Raw genomic sequence first — 16,153 nt, forward strand, 5'->3', positions numbered from 1 at the left:
CGCGTGCGGATCGAACCCGACGAATCGGAAACGGGGAGATTCAGTCGCGTGCGCGCCGCCTCGAATCGGGTTTACCGTCCCGTATCGTACTTGTACGTCGCCGTCTCCGGATCGATTCCGAACTCCTCGGCGGTGGTGTCGTCGGCCGGTTCGGGCTCCTGTTCGCTCGCTGCTTTGAACCGCTCTCGTAGGCGGTCGGGAACGACGAACCGGTCGACGGCGACGCGGTACGGGACGGCGTCCGGATCCGTCGACTCGCGTTTCGCCTCCAGCCGCGCCTCTAGCGCCGGTGGTAACGAATCGGCGTCTACCTGTCGGAACCCGAACTGTGCGAGATAGGCCCCGGAACCGGTGAGCGCGTAGACGTACTCGAAGCCCTGGTCGCCGGCGTACTCGATCAGCCGTTCGATCACGTGCGCGCCGACGCCCTGTTCGCGCCACGTTTCGAGGACGCCGATGCTCGTCAGTTCGCAGACGTCGGTGTCGTCGTCCTGTTTGTGGATTCGAATCCGGCCGAATCCGGCCTTTTCGTTCGAGAGTTCGTCGATGGCGACGACGTAGTCTCGCGAGCGGAACGCCGTGTCGTCGAGGCCCATCTCCTCGATCCGATCGAGCAACCAGACCTCTTCTCGGTTCTTCGCGTCCCGGACGTACATGGGCGGACGTAGGAGGTGTGACAAAAAAGCGTTTGTGGGATTTCGGAGGCCGACGGCGAGAGCGGTTCGGCCCCTGCGATGGAAAAATTCATCGGGACGTGTGGAAAATCACGACCCATATCATGGAACTCGATCCCATCGACGAGGTTGTCCACGAACCGTCGCCAGAATTCGCCGAGGCGACGAACGTCAGGCGGTTCATGGACGTCTACGACATCGCCGACTACGACGAGTTGCTGACGCGGTCGACGTCCGCGGTGGCCGGCGTCGAGGCGTCCGGACTCGAGTGGTTCTGGGACGAACTCGTCGACTACCTGAACATCGACTTCGACGAGCCGTACGACGCGGTTCGCGACGACAACGAGACCCAGCGCGCCTCGATAGAAGCAAACGGTGAAGTCGTGAGCCGCGACGGTCCGCAGTTTACGGATTGGTATCCCGGTGGACGACTGAACGTGGCGCACAACGTCGTCGACCGGCACGCCGCCGGGGATGGTGCAGACAATCTGGCGACCGTCTGGGAGGGCGAAGACGGCGAGGTCAGGGAGATGACCTACGCGGAGCTACGCGCACAGTCGAATCGCGTGGCGAACGCGCTCGAAGAACGAGGGGTCGACACCGGTGACACGGTCGGACTCTACATGCCGATGGTTCCGGAGGTCGTCTCGATACTGTACGGCTGTTTCAAGGTGGGTGCGATCGCCGTTCCGATCTTCTCCGGATTCGGCGTCGACGCGATCGCGACCAGAATCGAAGACGCCGCGTGCTCGGTGCTCGTAACCGGCGACGGCTTCTACCGCCGCGGGAGCCCGATCACGCTCAAGGAGTCGGCCGACGAGGCGATCGAGCAGGCTGGACACGTCGAGCACGTACTCGTCGTCGACCGACTGGGAGCGAGCGACGAGGGGAGCGAGATCGAGATTCCGTGGACAGACGGACGCGACGAGTGGTGGGCCGACGCCGTCGAGCCTCAGTCCGACGAGTACGAGACGAAGTCGTTGCCGTCCGCCCAGGAGTCCATGCTGCTTTACTCCTCCGGCACGACCGGCAAACCGAAAGGGATCGTCCACACCCACGCCGGAGTCCAGCTACAGTGTGCCAAAGAACTCCACTTCGGGTTCGATCTCAAACCCGACGATCGGTTCTTCTGGGTGTCCGACATCGGCTGGATGATGGGACCGTGGACGCTGATCGGCGTCCACACGTTCGGTGCCACCGTCTTCATGTACGAGGGTGCGCCGGATCACCCCGAACCGGATCGATTCTGGCAGATGATCGATCGTCACGATCTCACCCAGTTCGGCATCTCGCCGACGGCGATCCGCGCGCTTCGCAAGTACGGCGACGAGTGGGTCGACGGGCACGACCTCTCTTCGCTTCGGATTCTGGGCTCGACCGGTGAGCCCTGGGATCCGGAGTCGTGGCTGTGGTTCTACGAGCGCGTCGGCGGCGGGGAGTGTCCGATAATCAACATCTCCGGCGGAACCGAGATCTGCGGCTGCTTCCTCATGCCGATGCCGGACCAGCCGCTCAAACCGTGCACCCTCGGCGGACCGGGGCTCGGGATGGACGTCGACATCGTCGACGATACGGGCGAGTCCGTCGCCGACGAACACGAGCGCGGGTTTCTCGTCGCCCGCGACTCCTGTCCGTCGATGACGAAGTCGCTGTGGTCCGGCGACGAGCGCTATCTGAAGGAGTACTGGTCGACGTTCGACGACATGTGGGACCACGGCGATTGGGCCCAGAAAGACGAAGACGGCTTCTGGTTCCTTCACGGTCGCGCCGACGACGCACTGAACGTCGCTGGCCGAAAGGTCGGCCCCGCCGAGGTCGAAGGTGCGCTCATCGACCACGAAGCGGTCAACCAGGCCGCCGCCGTCGGCGCGCCGGACGACACGACTGGAACCGCGGTGGTGAGCTACGTGATCGTAGAAGACGACGTAGACGAGAGCGACGAACTCCGCGAGGAGCTCAGAGCGCAGGTTGGCGAGGAACTCGGAAAGCCGTTCCGCCCGCGCGAGATCCTCTTCGTCGACGAGTTCCCGAAGACCCAGTCGGGCAAGATCATCCGTCGAGCCATCGAAGCGACCTACACCGACGAGGACCTCGGGGACCTCTCGAGTATCGAGAACCCGGAGGCGCTCGACGCGCTCGAAGACGCAAGGTAACGCTGAGCACCACCGAACACTCTCCGCAGTACGACCGCGGATACTTTTATCACCGAGTTCGTACGGTCGAACGATGACCGACAGGGAATCGCGTCCGCCATCCGCCGGAGGAGTGCCGACGGCGACTCGCCGCGATCTGGCGGATACTCCGACGGGACCGGTGGCCGACCCGTCCACCACCCGTCGAAGGGTTCTCGTCTCCCTCCCGGCGATCACACTCGCCGGCTGCTTCTCGAACCCGGTCGACGACTCGGATGAGTCGGAATCCGACGTATCGGGGCCACCGTTCGAAGTGCGAACGATCGACGCGCCGGGGAGCGACGCCGGCGCGGTTTCTCTGCCCGAATCGGGAACGGTGACCGTCTGTAACTTCACCCGGACGGCGTGTCCGACGAGCGAGAGTCACCTCGACGTCATCGGCCGGGCGTTCGATCGGATCGACGACGACGACCGAGTACGGTTTCTCTCGCTCATCGAGTACGGTCGCGATCCGACGAGCGACGACGACGCGTTTGCCGACTGGTGGGCCGAACACGCCGGCGGCTGGCCGCTCGGGATCGACGACGACCGCGTCGCGTTCTCCCATTACGAGATCGATCACACGCCCTCGACCGTCGTCCTCGGTGGTGACGGGACGGTCCTGCTCGATCGAACCGGCACCGAAACGCCCGGCGACATCGTGAGAGCGGTCGACGAGGGACTCGACGCGATGGTGGAGTAGCGACGGCGTCGATCGACCGGAGTCGGCAGACGAGCGTGACCGAACGCGTTCAAATCGTCACAAGTCTACCCGCGTCGAATCGTCTCTACGTGTGCCCTTGATACGGGGCCGAGTTCGTCGAACGCGATTCGATTCCTTCGTCCGGACGCGTCTTCGATCATGGATTATAGGTCGTCGATGATGCGTTGAGGGTCGTCTTCCGGTTCGACGATTACTCGCCCATCCGCCTCGTGTATCTCGACTTCGCTCCCCGGCGTGAGTCCGAGTTGTTCTCGAACTCGTTTCGGTAGAACGATTCGCCCCTTCGCATCGACGGCGACCATATCCCACAATTGGTGGGAGTGAAACAGTTACGTCCGTACTGGTCCGACCCCGTCGATCAACCGCGAGCCATCAATCGTCCGAATCGTGACGACCCAACGGCGTGTCGAAGCAGGGGCTCTGTACCGACGCGACCGGACCGAACTACTCGAGCAATCCGAGGTCCTTCGCGTGGCGTTCGAGTCGCGTATTGTTCCGGTAGTCCGATTCGGACAGTTCCGTCTTTACCACCGTGTACGTGTTCTCGGTGTTGTCGTAGCTGACGTACCCGAAGTTGAGTAATTCCCGACGGACGAGCACGTGATCGTCGAAATCTACCGATAGGACGTCGTTCACGGCCGACTTCTCGTAGGTCTCACCGACGTCGAACCGATCGATGACGCGCGCTAACACGATCTGTTTCAGCGCGTCGTTTCTCGGCAGGCGACCGCGTTCGAGACACGCTGCGGCGTATTCGTCGGCGTCCCGATCGTACTGGAGGTCCATGTCACACCCAGCGGCGGCCAGCATTTCACTCTTATGATACGTCAATTGCGAACCGTATCGATCTCACGCGTTGCATACGACCACCCAGTGTCGGCGGCCACAACGCTATAACCCTCCCGCGAGATGTTCCGCCCATGCTTCACGCAACAGGGCCACTGTGCTCGGTCGACGTCGGCGACCGGACGAGTCGCCGGATCGAGATCGACGACGTCCTCCGTCGCACCGTCGGCGGGCGGGCGCTGGCGACCGCACTCGCACACGATCGCATTCCGTTCGACGCCGATCCGTTCGGGCCGGAAAACCGCGCCTACCTCTCGACGGGGCCGCTCCAGCAGTCGCAGATGTCGTTTACGGGCCGGATGAACATGACCGGCCTCTCGCCGCTGTCCGACGGACTCGCGTCGACGAACGCCGGCGGCTACCTCTCGCGCAACTTCGTCGCGACGGGAATCAGCGCCTGTGAGTTCGTCGGCGAGAGCGACGAACTCCTGGCTATTCACGTCACCGACGAGGGCGTGTCCTTCGAGGAAGTTCCCGAACTAGAAGGCGCGACCGTTCCGGAGTGTTCCGACTACGTCGCCGACGAACACGGCCTCGGCCCCGAACACTGCATCGCGATCGGGCCGGCCGGCGAGAACCTCGTCCGCTTTGCGAGCGTGATGACGTTCGACTCGCGGGCCTTCGGCCGGGGCGGACTCGGCGCCGTCCTCGGTTCGAAGAACATCAAGGTCGTCACCTTCGACGGTGACGCCGATCCGGACGTCACCGTCCCGGACGTCCAGCGCGAGATCCACCGGGAAGCAGCCACGTCGGACGATCGGATGAAACGCCAGGGGACGACCGGCGGGACGGAGTTCATCAACGACAACTTCTCGCTCCCGACGCGATACTTTCAGGAGTACGAGTTCGAGGACGCGGCCAGCATCGGTGGCAACGCCGTCGAAGAAAAGAAGTACGAGAAGGGCGCCTGTTCGGCCTGCGCCTACGCCTGTAAGCTCCCGACTCGCGACGAGGAGACCGGGCTCGAAACGGAGGGCCCGGAGTTCGAGACGGTCTACTCGTTCGGCTCGCTCCAGGGCGTCGGCGACATCGTCGACGTCATGAAAGGCAACGACCTGTGCGACAGACTCGGGATGGACACCATCTCGGCGGGCGTGACCGTCGCCGCCTATCTCGCGAGCGAAGACGAGTTCGGCAACGCGGACCTCGCCCACGAGATCACCGAGAAGATCGCCTACAGAGAGGGGATCGGCGACGACCTGGCCGAAGGCGTCGCACGCGTCCACGATCAGCTCGGCGTGGACGATTACACCGTCAAAGGCGTCGAGTTCGCCGCTCACGACGGGCGCGTTCTCCACGGGCAAGGGCTCTCCTACGCGGTGGCGAACCGCGGCGGCGACCACATGTACGCCGGGATGTTGAGCCTCGAGTACAGCGGCCAGCTCGACCCGGAGGGGACACTGGGGAAAGCCGAACAGCTCGTCGCCCGGGAGAACTACGCCGCGTTCCGGGACTCGGGCGTCGTCTGTTCGTTCGGGAGCGACTACGTCACCGACGAACGACTCGAGGTCCTGTTCGACGCCGACTACGACGACCTTATGGCCGTCGGCGCGGCCACCGTCGGTCGCGAACGACACTTCAACAACAAGCGAGGAATCGACGCCGAGGATGACGAACTGCCCTACGAGCTTCCCGACCTCGAAGAAGCGATTCAAGAGTACTACGACGCCCGCGGGTTGAACGACGACGGAACGGTCCCGTCCGAAACGATCGAGACGGTTGCGCCGACTGCGGACTGAACGGCGCACCAACATCGCTTACGGCGTTACCGATTGTAATTCAACGGTGAACGAGGTGGGGTTTCTGGGAATTTAAGCCAATACGTCGAACGACTCGTAGTATGACCAACACGCTTGCGACCGAGAACGCGATCGAGGAACTCGCGAGACTGCCGACGCTCGCGCATCCGACAGCCGCTCCCGACGGGAGCGCCGTCGCGTGTTACTACGACGTAAGCGGTCGGAACGAGGTCCACGTCGTCGACGTGGAAACCGGCGAGCGTACGCAGTGGTCGGACGGCGACGTCCCGCGGAGTGCTCGCTGGTTTCTCGTCTGGGACGCCGACGGGGAGCGTATTTTCTACCACCGTGACGAGGGCGGCGACGAGCAAAACGACGTGTACGCGCTGTCGTCGGACGGTTCGACGGAACCGGTCGTCGAACTCGACGGGCAGGTCGTCATTCAGGGCGTCGGGGATGACGGGCGTACCCTCCTCGTCGGCTCGAACCGCGACGGCCAGATGAACCTCTTCCGACACGACCTCGTCGACGACGAGACGACGAAGCTCACCGACTACGAGTTGAGCGTCTCGAGCGGGAATCTGTCTCCCGACTGCGACCGGATCGCCTACGCGGCCAACGAGACGGACGATCTGACGAATCGAGACGTCTACGTCGCTGCCGTAGACGGTTCGAATCCACGGAAACTCGCCATCGGTGAGACGGGCGCCGAAGCCGCACCGATCGAGTGGAGCCCGGACGGGGACCGACTCCTCGTCAGCGACAACACGACCGACCTCGGACGCGTCGGCGTCTACGACCTCGAATCGGACGAGGTTACCTGGTACGAGGACGGACAGTTCGAAGAGCGAGCGGTCACGTTCCTCGACGACGGCTCGGCGGTACTCGCGAACCGAACGCGGGACGTTCGTTCCGTTCCGATCGTCTACGATCTGGACTCCGGAACGGCACGCGAACTCGACCTCCCGGACGGCGTCGCCACGCTCGGCATGTGGGGTGCGACGACCAGCGCGCTCGACGACGAGCGAATCGTGGTCCAGCACACCACGCCGACGACGCGGCCGGAGGTACTGGTATACGATCTGGCCGACGATGAGTACGAGGTCCTCGTCGAGGCCGAGTACGGCCCGTTCGATCCGTCTGATTTCGTCGATGCCGAGTACGTAACGTTCACCTCGGACGGGGTACCCGATACCCGAGCCGCGGCCGTCGAGCACGATCCCGCCGACGAACTCGATATCGACGCGTTGTTCTACGACGCGGGCGAACGGCCATCGCCGCTTCTCGTAACCCCTCACGGTGGACCGCGAGCGCGCGATTCCAAGCGGTTTAGCCTTTACACGCAGGTACTGGCCTCGCAGGGATTCTCGGTCCTGCAGGTGAACTACCGGGGGTCGTCCGGCCGAGGGCGCGAGTTCGTCGAGCGGCTCATCGACGACTGGGGCGGTTCCGAACAGGGAGACGTCGCGACGGGCGTCGAACACGTCCTCGAAACGCGCGAGTGGATCGACGAAAACCGCGTCGCCGTCTTCGGCGGCTCCTACGGCGGCTACTCCGCATACTGGCAGCTCGTCCAGTATCCCGACCTGTACGACGCCGGTATCGCCTGGATCGGCGTCACCGAACTCGAAGACATGCACGAGAACACCTTCGACCACTACCGGACCGGCCTCATTGAGAAGTACCTCGGAACGCCCCAGGAGAATCCGACGCTCTACGAGGAGCGCAGTCCAGTCACACACGTCGAGAATCTCGACGCGCCGCTGTTGATGGCCCACGGCGTTAACGACAACCGAGTGCCAGTGTCCCAGGCGCGTATCTTCCGCGACGCGCTCCTCGAGGCGGGCTACGTCGAAGGCGAGGACGGAGACTTCGAGTACGAGGAACTAAGCGACGAGGGTCACGCCTCCTCGGATCAGGAACAGAAGCTTCGGACGTTCCGACTGCTCGCGGACTTCCTCGACCGGCGCCTCTGATCGGTCTCCAGCTCCGTCGATCAATCCGCATCGAGAGCCGCCTCGATTCGCGACTCGATGTCCGTCAACTCGTCACGTATCGCCTCACCTTCGTCGCCTTCGAGTTCCGTGAGTCGATCGCGCACGCCGGCGAGAAGATCGAATTTCTCACCTTCGTCCACGCCCGTCTTCTGCACGTAGACGCGTTCGTCGACGTCGAAAACCTCGCTCTCTTCTAGGTCGGTCACCGAGCACACCACGTCCAGTTTCGTCCGATCGATGCCGAGAACCCACTCCCGCGGGATGGCCCGTTCGTCGAGCGCTTCGAAAACGGCTTCCTCCTCACGCACGGAGCGACGCTCGCGAACGGTCCGGCGCACCGTCCCGAACCGACCGTGCAGTTCCTGCTCCGGGCCGAGCCGGTCGAGTAACTCGTCACGAAACGTCTTCCGGAGACGGTTCGCCCCGTGCTGGACGTCGGAACTAAGGACGTAACAATCGGTCACCGAGGTGGTGTCCATTCGATCCGTCGCTTCGACGTCCAGTCGGTCGAGATGCTCGGCCAGCAAGAGCGCGTCGTCGTGTACCCGTGTCGGCGCCGTCCGCGCATCGGCCGGGGAGACCAGGTACGGGCTCTCGCCGCCGCTCGCCGCGTCCGGATCGAACGCGAGGTACTCCCCGTCGACCGTCGCGACGGGCGAGAGCGACAGCACCGTCGCGTACGGTTCGACTCCGGGCTGGAGCGATCGGATGGAGATCGGGTGCTCGTCGAATCGCTCCGCGAGGACGTCGAACTGCTCGCGCCAGAGAGAGCGCTCCTCCCCGCTGTCGACGAAGCGAATCTCGACACAGTCGTCGGTCACGGACTCGATTTCGAATCGGCGACCGGAGACCGGCGTCTCCAGTTCGGATCCGGGTTCGAGGGCATCTAGCTGCTCGCTCACTACAGCCCAGCTCTCGGAGGAGTTCATACCGAAACCGACGTCAAAATCGGGTAAAAGGCGTCCGCCGGCACGTCCCACTCCACGGCGCCGAAGGAGCCTCTGCTACCGTCTCCGCGTCCGCCCTCACCCGCCGTAGACCGATGGAACGAGCCGAAACGTCGCCGTCCCGTCGACCGGCGTCTCGAGCCCGTCGACGTGTCTGACGTCCCGTCCGTCCCGGGTGACGACGGTCTTTCCCGCGAGGTCGTCGCCGTCGACGAGTCGCCCCTCGAGCGAGGGATAGCTCGCTTCGAGGTCACGGAGTAACTCGCCGACCGTCTCGGCCGCCGTTTCGACGACGACGGTCTTCTCCCCGACCGACTCGCGAAACGGTCCGAAAAAGACGCACTCGACCTTCACAGGAGCCAGGTGTACCTCCATCGGCATGTACGCTCCGATCGGTGGTCACGTCTACCGACGTTCTGTTTCTCCAGGGACCGAAAAAACGATGGATAGTGACCGATCGAGGAATTTCGATCGGACTCACGACGGCGTGATCCGCTCCCAGAACGCCTTCATGTCCGAGGCCGTCGACATCGCCTCGAGTTCCCGGTAGGCCGACTCCTCTTCGTCGTGATTCGCTTCGAGCGGATCGGTGATCGCGTCGTCGTACTCGAGTCGGTTGGCCATCATCAGGAGACCCTCGTAGCCCGTCATCTCTACGCGTTCGGTCGTCATCCCGCCGATCATGTAAGCCATATCCCGCATTCCGTCGTCGTCGATCGCGTCGTCCATCGACTCCCGTTCGCGTTTCATTCCGTCCACGACGGCGTCCTCGGTCGGCGCCGGCGTCGAGCCAATTTCGTCGAACACGGACTCCAGCCGGGAGACGTGTTCGCGCGTCTCGTCGCGGTGTTCGGCCAGGCCGTCGCTCAACCGGTCGTTTGACGCCCGCCGGGCCATGTGATCGAGTTCCTCGACGAGCTGGGTTTCGGCGTAGTACTGCTGTCGGAGCTTCTGTTCGAACATATCTTCGAGTGAGTGCATCGTCTAGTCACCTCGTCGAGTGAGCCACCCCGCATTCGCTTAGTCGGCACCCACGAACGTGCAAGCGTTTCCGGTGGTGAGCGTCGACAATCGACCGATCGAGGCGCGCCGTCGGCGTTCAATCCACGTCGATTCGAACCGAGTCCAGCGAGACGCGTCGATCCGCTCCAAAATCGTCGGGCCGATCCGTGACGACGACGTCGACCGGCGTCTCCGTTCGAACCGGGTCGAGGACGATCACACCGTCCGCGACGAGCGGGGCGAGCACGCCCGCCACGACCGTCCGCGGATCGGACAGCGGTGCGTCGACACCGACGTGCGTGCCGGCCTCCACGCCCCACTCCTCGACGACGGTGCGGGCCGAATTCATCGCCTCGCCGTGAGTGACCGAAGCGTCGTCGCGATCCGTCGGCCCGACCAGCGGCGCGCCGGGATCGATATCGACCGGTGGAAACGACGGGTTCTCGCTCCACAACCCGGCGTCGAGGTGGTGGACCTCCGGCGCGGGCGGCTCCCCGCCGTAGGCGACGCGCTGTGCGCCCGCGGAGAGGTCGTATCGGTCGAGTTCGTCGGCCGGCGCGACGAGCGTGCGCACCGACGAACCACCATCGAGTGACTCTGGCGGGTCGAACCAGGTTCGCCCCTCGAGGAGGGCGGTTCCGAGAAACGAGAGAATAGCGAGCGGGCCCCCGCCGCCGACGCCGACGGTTACGCCGCGGCGCACACCCGTGTGTCTGAGAAAGTTTCCGGCCTTCCAGGCGGTGGTACACACCCAGTGTCGATCGTACGACCGCCCGCTCCCGTCTACGAGCGACGGGCGATCGGAACGCGATTTCCGGGTCAGCAATCCGTCGACCGTCGCCGTCTCACGCTCCATGCCTCGACTTCGAATCGCACCCGAAAAAGGTCGCGGATCTCCGCTCGCACCGTCGACGTGAGGCGACGACCGCCCCGGTGTCCATCACGTCCGTGACCGCTCAGAACGCGCGCTTGATCCGATCGAAAAAGCCGTCCTTGATCTCGATCTCGTCGCCGCCGGCTTCGGCGAACGCTTCGAGGGCGTCTCGCTGCTCGTCGTTCAACGACTCCGGAGTAACGACCTGCACGGTGACGAACAGATCGCCCCGACCGCGCCCGCGAAGTCTCGGCATTCCCTTGCCCCCCAACCGCATCGTCTCCCCGCTTTGGGTCCCCGACGGGACATCGAACTCGACGGTGCCGTCGATCGTCGGAATCGAGACCGAGTCGCCGAAAACGGCTTGCGGGAACGAGATAGGGAGGTCGAAGTGGAGGTCGTCCCCGTCGCGTTCGAACGCGTCGTGATCGGCGATGGTGACGTCGATCAACAAGTTTCCAGACGGCCCGCCCTCGGGACTCGGCGCGCCTTCTCGCTCCATTCGGAGGGTCTGGCCGTCTCTGATACCCGGCGGCACGTCCACGGACAGCGTCACTTCGTCACGAACGTAGCCCTCGCCCCGACAGTCCTCACAGGTCTCGGAGTAGAGCGTCCCTTCGCCCTCACATCGTCTGCAGGTGGTCGTCTGCTGGACTCGCCCCAGCGGCGTCTGCTGGACCTGCGTCACCTGGCCACGACCCTGACACTCCGGACACGTCGTCGCGTCTGCGGAGGGCGGGTGGCCGTCTCCGTGACAGCTATCGCACTCGGTGGGCCGTTCGATCGAAAATTGTTTTTCGACGCCTTCGAACGCCTCTTCGAGCGTGATCTCGAGGTCGGTTCTGAGGTCCCGGCCGGCGCGAGGGCGACGACGGCCGCCGGCCCCGCCGCCGAACACCTGTTCGAAGATGTCGCCCAGGCCGCCACCCATTCCACCGCCGAAGGGGTCACCTCCCATGCCGCCGAAGGGATCGCCGCCCGCCTGCCCGGCGTCGAATCCGTGCTTTTCGGCCTCCTCGAACCGGTCGTGACCCATTCGGTCGTACGCCGACCGCTTGTCTTCGTCGGTGAGGACCTGCTTTGCCTTCTGGATCTTCTTGAACTTCTCCTCGGCGTCGGGGTCGTCGCTGACGTCCGGGTGGTACTCGGTCGCTTTCTTCCGGTAGGCCTTCTTGATCTCGTCGGCGGAGGCGTCCGGACTCACCCCAAGTACGTCGTAGAAGTCCTCGCTCATTCGTTAACTCTCGATAACGCGCTCAAGCACTTCAAGGGAACGTTCTCGCGCGACAGTACCGCTCGGTCGAATCGTTCCCTAATCGAAACTCCGGTGGCTCACGGCCGACGCGGCGTCTTGTGGACTCCCGTCGCTACTCGGATTCGTCGTCCTCGTCGTCCTCGTCGTCGACCTCTTCGAAGTCCGCGTCGACGTACTCCTCTTCGGTCGCCTCGCCGGCGGCCGGACCGCCCGGTCCGGGGTTTGGTCCGTCGCCCATGCCGGCGCCGGCTGCGCCGCCGGCCGCACCACTCGCACCGCCGGCTCCGGCCGCGGCCGCCTCCTGGTAGATCTGCTTTCCGATCTCCTGGAGTTCCGTGCTCAGGTTCGTCGTCGCCTCTTCGATGTCCTCGGCGTCCGCGTCCCGGTCGTCGATCGTCGCCTCCAGGTCGTCGACGGCGTCCTCGATCGAACCGCGGAGGTCGTCGTCGATCTCGTCGTTCTCCTCGAGGAGAGTCTCGGCGCGCTGGATCGTCGCCTCAGCCGTGTTTCGCGCCTCGATGCGTTCGCGACGCTGCTTGTCCTCCTCGGCGTGCTCTTCGGCTTCGCGCTGGAGCTGGTCGATCTCCTCGTCGGAGAGTCCGGCGCCGCCTTCGATCGTGATCTCCTCAGAGGTTCCGGTCCCCTTGTCCTCGGCGGAGACGTTGACGATACCGTTCTCGTCGATCGAGAAGGCGACCTCGATCTTCGGCGTCCCGGCCGGCGCGGGCGGAATGCCCGTCAGGTGGAACTCGCCTAGCATCTCGTTTTTCTCGGCGATCTCTCGCTCACCCTGGAAGACCCGGACCTGAACGGACGTCTGGTTGTCCGCCGCGGTCGTGAAGATCTTCGACTCCTCGGTGGGAATCGTCGTGTTCTTCTCGATGAGTCGTTCGAACAGACCGCCTTTCACCTCGATACCGAGGCTGAGCGGCGTGACGTCGAGGAGGACGATGTCGTCGACCTCGCCGCCGAGGACGCCGCCCTGGATCGCCGCACCGAGCGCGACGGCTTCGTCGGGGTTTACGTTCTTCTGTGGTTCCTGACCCGTGAGCTCCTCGACCTTCGCGGCGACCTGTGGCATCCGGGTCGAGCCGCCGACGAGAAGAATCTCGTCGATGTCGTCCTCGTCGTAGCCGGCGTCTTCCATCGCCTGCTGGGTCGGCTCGACGGTGCGGTCGATGAGATCCGACGTGAGCGACTCGAACTTCGCCCGCGTGAGCGAGGCTTCGAGGTGGATCGGCCCGTCGTCGGTCGCCGTGATGAACGGCAGGTTGATCTCGGTCTCCTTTCGCGAGGAGAGTTCGATCTTCGCCTCTTCGGCGGCGTCCTTGAGTCGCTGGAGCGCCTGGCGGTCGTCGCGGAGGTCGATCTCGTGTTCTTCCTCGAACTGGTCAGCCAGCCAGTCGATGATCGCGTGGTCCCAGTCGTCGCCACCGAGGTCGTTGTCCCCGTTGGTCGCGACGACCTCGTAGACGCCGCCGCCGAGGTCCAGAATCGAGACGTCGAAGGTGCCGCCACCGAGGTCGTACACTAACACCGTCTGATCCGACTCGTCGTCGAGGCCGTAAGCCATCGCCGCCGCCGTCGGCTCGTTGATGATCCGCTCGACGTCGAAGCCGGCGATCTCTCCGGCGTCTTTGGTCGCCTGACGCTGTCGGTCGGAGAAGTACGCCGGGACCGTGATGACGGCCTTCTCGACGTCGTCGCCGAGGTAATCCTCGGCGTCGCGCTTTATCTTTTGGAGCGTCATCGCCGAGATCTCCTCGGGCGAGTACTCGTCGTCGTCGATCTCGACGGTGTACTCTTCTTCGCCCATGTGGCGTTTGATCGACGCGATCGTGTGCTCTGGGTTCTGAATCGCCTGGTTCTTCGCGGGCTTGCCCACGAGTCGTTCGTCGTCGTCGGTGAACGCGACGACCGAAGGCGTCGTCCGGTCGCCTTCCGCATTGACGATGATCTCCGGATCGCCACCTTCCATCACCGCGAACGCGCTGTTGGTCGTTCCCAGGTCGATGCCGAGAATCTTATTGCTTGCCATCACATCCTCCTTGTGAACACTTTGTTTTAAATCTTTGTGCGATAGGACGAGTTTACTTGGTTTTATTTGTATACGGACCTAGCAGCCACTCACACCTTCGTTTTTCGCACCTGCCGACCGCCGTCACACCGGGAAGTACGCTCGTGTCGTGGATGGTCCGGTTCGTCGAGTCGAGCGTGGCACCGTTCTGGGTCAAATTCAGCGTACTCACTGAGATGGCTCACCGAAGAACGCCACTGAGACGGCCCACCGAAGGATTCACCAATCCAAAGGGGGTCACGTCGCTGAACCGAGTGTACGAAACTGCGCTCACAGAAAAACGACCGTCGCCTCGACCGGGCGTCTCAGACTTCCTCCTCGTCGTCTGCGATCTCTCCGCCGAGTTCGATCGTTTCGTCGTCGCCCTCCTCGACCGTCCCGCCGAGTTCGATCGCGTCGTCGGCTTCCTCGGCAGCGTCGGCCGGACCATCGCCATCGGCTGGAGAGTCGGACGGTTCCGTCGCCGAGTCCGCTTCGGTCGCTCGATCGAACTCCCACGCATCCCCGTCGGGATCGCGGCCTTCAGCCCTGTCGGGATCGTCGCCTTCAGCCCCGTCGGGATCGTCGTCTTCGGTTCTGGCGTCGCCGTCAGGTGAATCGGCCGACGACGCACCGTCATCTGCGTCTTTCTCTCCCGACTCGGAGTCGGTCGACGTCACGTCGGGGTCGTCGTCAGCGTCCACATCGGTCACGTCCGACCCGTCCGTCTCCGCCACTTCGTCGGTTTCGTCGACGAGCGCCCCGTTGCTCACCGTCACCTTCGCGTTCTGGATCACCTTATCGCCCATCTCGTAGCCGGGCGTGAACACCTCGGCGATCGAGCCTTCGGGCTCGTCGCTGTCCACTTTGACCATCACCTCGTGTCGCTGCGGATCGACCTCGCTACCAGGCTCCGGGTCGATCTCGATAACGTTCTCGTCGGCGAGGACGCGATCGAACTCGCGGAGCGTCATGTCGACGCCGTCTCTAAGCGACCCGGCGTCCGTGTGCTCCTCTTCGAGCGCGCGCTTGAGATTGTCGCGGACGCCGACGATGCGACCGACGAGATCCTCCGTCGCTCGCTCTTGAAGTTGCTTCTGGCGCTTTTTCGCCCGTTTCTTGTAGTTCTGGAAGTCGGCTTGCTTTCGCTTGAACGCCGATTCGAGTTCGTCGATCCGTTCGTCCCGCCCACCGAGTTCGGTCTCGAGGTCGTCGATGCGATCGTCCGCCCGCGCGAGTTCGGTTTCGAGTTCGTCGATTCGGGCGTCTCGCTCTCCCAGTTTCGCCTGCAGCGTCTCTATCGTCTCCGCCTGTTCGTCGTTTCGCTCGCGACGGTCGGCCAGTTCCTGACGCTGGTGTGTCAGGGTTTCGTGTACCTCCTGTGCCGTTTCGACGACGCCCGTCAGCTCATCGGCGAGCGTCTCGTCGTACTCGGCGACTCGTTCGAGCAGTTCGCGCAGTTCTTCGGAGGAATCCGGCCCAGACCCCGTCGCTTCGTCGGCCGGATCGGCCGATTCCGCCGACGTCGGTTTCGCCTCTGGCTCGGGCGTGTCGTCGGACGCAGGCTCGGTCGGAGACTCTGGCGCCGCGTGGTCCCGGTCTGTCGTCGATTCGTCCCGGTCTGTCTCCAAGTCGTCTCGTCCGTCCCCCGTCTCCGTCCCGTCGTCCGATGCGTCAGCGTCGGACTCGACGGACGGCTCACCCGATTCGTCCGTCTCGGGCCCGTCTTCCGGCCGAATCTCCGCGGCCGTCGAGTCCGCGCCCTCGTCATCGCTCATGTCGGGCTCAAGGAAGACCGGAAATAAAAGGATTGAGGTATGCACCGTTGTGGGTTCGAACGACCAGTAACGATCGTACGAAGCCCGTTA

General features: G+C 64.1%; 14 protein-coding genes. 4 read left to right on the forward strand and 10 right to left on the reverse strand.

Translation table 11 applies throughout. The features are described 5' to 3' along the window. Positions 1-71: 71 nt before the first annotated feature. Positions 72-656 (reverse strand): GNAT family N-acetyltransferase, encoded by a 585-nt coding sequence (locus tag NKH31_RS00745; RefSeq protein ID WP_254863222.1) that lies wholly within the window; start codon positions 654-656, stop codon positions 72-74. Between the two features lie 122 nt (positions 657-778). Here NKH31_RS00745 and NKH31_RS00750 point away from each other — a divergent pair, with 122 nt between their 5' ends. Both NKH31_RS00750 and NKH31_RS00755 read left to right on the forward strand, forming a co-directional pair. Further along, a complete protein-coding gene (locus tag NKH31_RS00750; protein ID WP_254863223.1) occupies positions 779-2,827 on the forward strand; it encodes an AMP-binding protein in 2,049 nt (682 codons plus the stop codon). A gap of 73 nt (positions 2,828-2,900) precedes the next feature. Then, positions 2,901-3,548, forward strand: coding sequence for a thioredoxin domain-containing protein (locus NKH31_RS00755; RefSeq protein WP_254863224.1), 648 nt, complete (start codon positions 2,901-2,903; stop codon positions 3,546-3,548). 164 nt (positions 3,549-3,712) lie between these two features. On the opposite strand, the gene NKH31_RS00760 is transcribed toward NKH31_RS00755, so the two are convergent. Together NKH31_RS00760 and NKH31_RS00765 are read right to left on the reverse strand one after the other, a co-directional pair. After that, positions 3,713-3,871, reverse strand: a complete 159-nt coding sequence (locus NKH31_RS00760; RefSeq protein ID WP_254863225.1) for an AbrB/MazE/SpoVT family DNA-binding domain-containing protein — start codon at positions 3,869-3,871, stop codon at positions 3,713-3,715. Positions 3,872-4,013: 142 nt separating this feature from the next. Further along, entirely contained in the window at positions 4,014-4,355 is a 342-nt protein-coding gene (locus NKH31_RS00765; RefSeq protein WP_254863226.1) for a DUF2087 domain-containing protein, read from the reverse strand. A 134-nt stretch (positions 4,356-4,489) separates the two neighbouring features. Here NKH31_RS00765 and NKH31_RS00770 point away from each other — a divergent pair, with 134 nt between their 5' ends. Further along, complete coding sequence (locus NKH31_RS00770) at positions 4,490-6,154, forward strand: aldehyde ferredoxin oxidoreductase C-terminal domain-containing protein (RefSeq protein WP_254863227.1); 1,665 nt, start codon at positions 4,490-4,492, stop codon at positions 6,152-6,154. 101 nt (positions 6,155-6,255) lie between these two features. Continuing rightward, positions 6,256-8,130: a S9 family peptidase gene (locus NKH31_RS00775; protein ID WP_254863228.1), complete on the forward strand. Its 1,875-nt coding sequence runs from the start codon at positions 6,256-6,258 to the stop codon at positions 8,128-8,130. Positions 8,131-8,150: 20 nt separating this feature from the next. Here NKH31_RS00775 and NKH31_RS00780 read toward each other — a convergent pair whose 3' ends face one another. The 7 genes from NKH31_RS00780 to NKH31_RS00810 all read right to left on the reverse strand — a co-directional run bounded on the left by NKH31_RS00780 (position 8,151) and on the right by NKH31_RS00810 (position 16,063). Then, the gene (locus NKH31_RS00780; protein ID WP_254863229.1) at positions 8,151-9,080 is read right to left on the reverse strand and encodes a DUF7983 family protein; all 930 of its coding nucleotides are present in this window, start codon (positions 9,078-9,080) and stop codon (positions 8,151-8,153) included. Between the two features lie 96 nt (positions 9,081-9,176). Then, the gene (locus NKH31_RS00785; protein WP_254863230.1) at positions 9,177-9,452 is read right to left on the reverse strand and encodes a ubiquitin-like small modifier protein 1; all 276 of its coding nucleotides are present in this window, start codon (positions 9,450-9,452) and stop codon (positions 9,177-9,179) included. 123 nt (positions 9,453-9,575) lie between these two features. After that, complete coding sequence (locus tag NKH31_RS00790; RefSeq protein ID WP_254863231.1) at positions 9,576-10,079, reverse strand: YciE/YciF ferroxidase family protein; 504 nt, start codon at positions 10,077-10,079, stop codon at positions 9,576-9,578. Between the two features lie 118 nt (positions 10,080-10,197). After that, entirely contained in the window at positions 10,198-10,956 is a 759-nt protein-coding gene (locus tag NKH31_RS00795; protein WP_254863232.1) for a hypothetical protein, read from the reverse strand. 100 nt (positions 10,957-11,056) lie between these two features. Continuing rightward, positions 11,057-12,208 (reverse strand): molecular chaperone DnaJ, encoded by a 1,152-nt coding sequence (dnaJ, locus tag NKH31_RS00800; protein ID WP_254863233.1) that lies wholly within the window; start codon positions 12,206-12,208, stop codon positions 11,057-11,059. A 133-nt stretch (positions 12,209-12,341) separates the two neighbouring features. Beyond that, complete coding sequence (gene dnaK, locus NKH31_RS00805; protein WP_254863234.1) at positions 12,342-14,267, reverse strand: molecular chaperone DnaK; 1,926 nt, start codon at positions 14,265-14,267, stop codon at positions 12,342-12,344. 344 nt (positions 14,268-14,611) lie between these two features. Then, on the reverse strand, positions 14,612-16,063 hold the full coding sequence (locus tag NKH31_RS00810) for a nucleotide exchange factor GrpE (RefSeq protein ID WP_254863235.1): 1,452 nt from the start codon (positions 16,061-16,063) through the stop codon (positions 14,612-14,614). Positions 16,064-16,153 lie beyond the last annotated feature (90 nt).

The sequence above is a fragment of the Halovivax gelatinilyticus genome, assembly GCF_024300625.1.
Taxonomy (GTDB): domain Archaea; phylum Halobacteriota; class Halobacteria; order Halobacteriales; family Natrialbaceae; genus Halovivax; species Halovivax gelatinilyticus.

Excerpts from the sequence above, each read along its gene's own strand:
- NKH31_RS00745 (WP_254863222.1), bottom strand. The coding sequence starts at position 656 with ATGTACGTCCGGGACGCGAAGAACCGAGAAGAGGTCTGGTTGCTCGAT.
- NKH31_RS00750 (WP_254863223.1), top strand. The coding sequence starts at position 779 with ATGGAACTCGATCCCATCGACGAGGTTGTCCACGAACCGTCGCCAGAA.
- NKH31_RS00755 (WP_254863224.1), top strand. The coding sequence starts at position 2,901 with ATGACCGACAGGGAATCGCGTCCGCCATCCGCCGGAGGAGTGCCGACG.
- NKH31_RS00760 (WP_254863225.1), bottom strand. The coding sequence starts at position 3,871 with ATGGTCGCCGTCGATGCGAAGGGGCGAATCGTTCTACCGAAACGAGTT.
- NKH31_RS00765 (WP_254863226.1), bottom strand. The coding sequence starts at position 4,355 with ATGGACCTCCAGTACGATCGGGACGCCGACGAATACGCCGCAGCGTGT.
- NKH31_RS00770 (WP_254863227.1), top strand. The coding sequence starts at position 4,490 with ATGCTTCACGCAACAGGGCCACTGTGCTCGGTCGACGTCGGCGACCGG.
- NKH31_RS00775 (WP_254863228.1), top strand. The coding sequence starts at position 6,256 with ATGACCAACACGCTTGCGACCGAGAACGCGATCGAGGAACTCGCGAGA.
- NKH31_RS00780 (WP_254863229.1), bottom strand. The coding sequence starts at position 9,080 with ATGAACTCCTCCGAGAGCTGGGCTGTAGTGAGCGAGCAGCTAGATGCC.
- NKH31_RS00790 (WP_254863231.1), bottom strand. The coding sequence starts at position 10,079 with ATGCACTCACTCGAAGATATGTTCGAACAGAAGCTCCGACAGCAGTAC.
- NKH31_RS00795 (WP_254863232.1), bottom strand. The coding sequence starts at position 10,956 with ATGGAGCGTGAGACGGCGACGGTCGACGGATTGCTGACCCGGAAATCG.
- dnaJ (WP_254863233.1), bottom strand. The coding sequence starts at position 12,208 with ATGAGCGAGGACTTCTACGACGTACTTGGGGTGAGTCCGGACGCCTCC.
- dnaK (WP_254863234.1), bottom strand. The coding sequence starts at position 14,267 with ATGGCAAGCAATAAGATTCTCGGCATCGACCTGGGAACGACCAACAGC.
- NKH31_RS00810 (WP_254863235.1), bottom strand. The coding sequence starts at position 16,063 with ATGAGCGATGACGAGGGCGCGGACTCGACGGCCGCGGAGATTCGGCCG.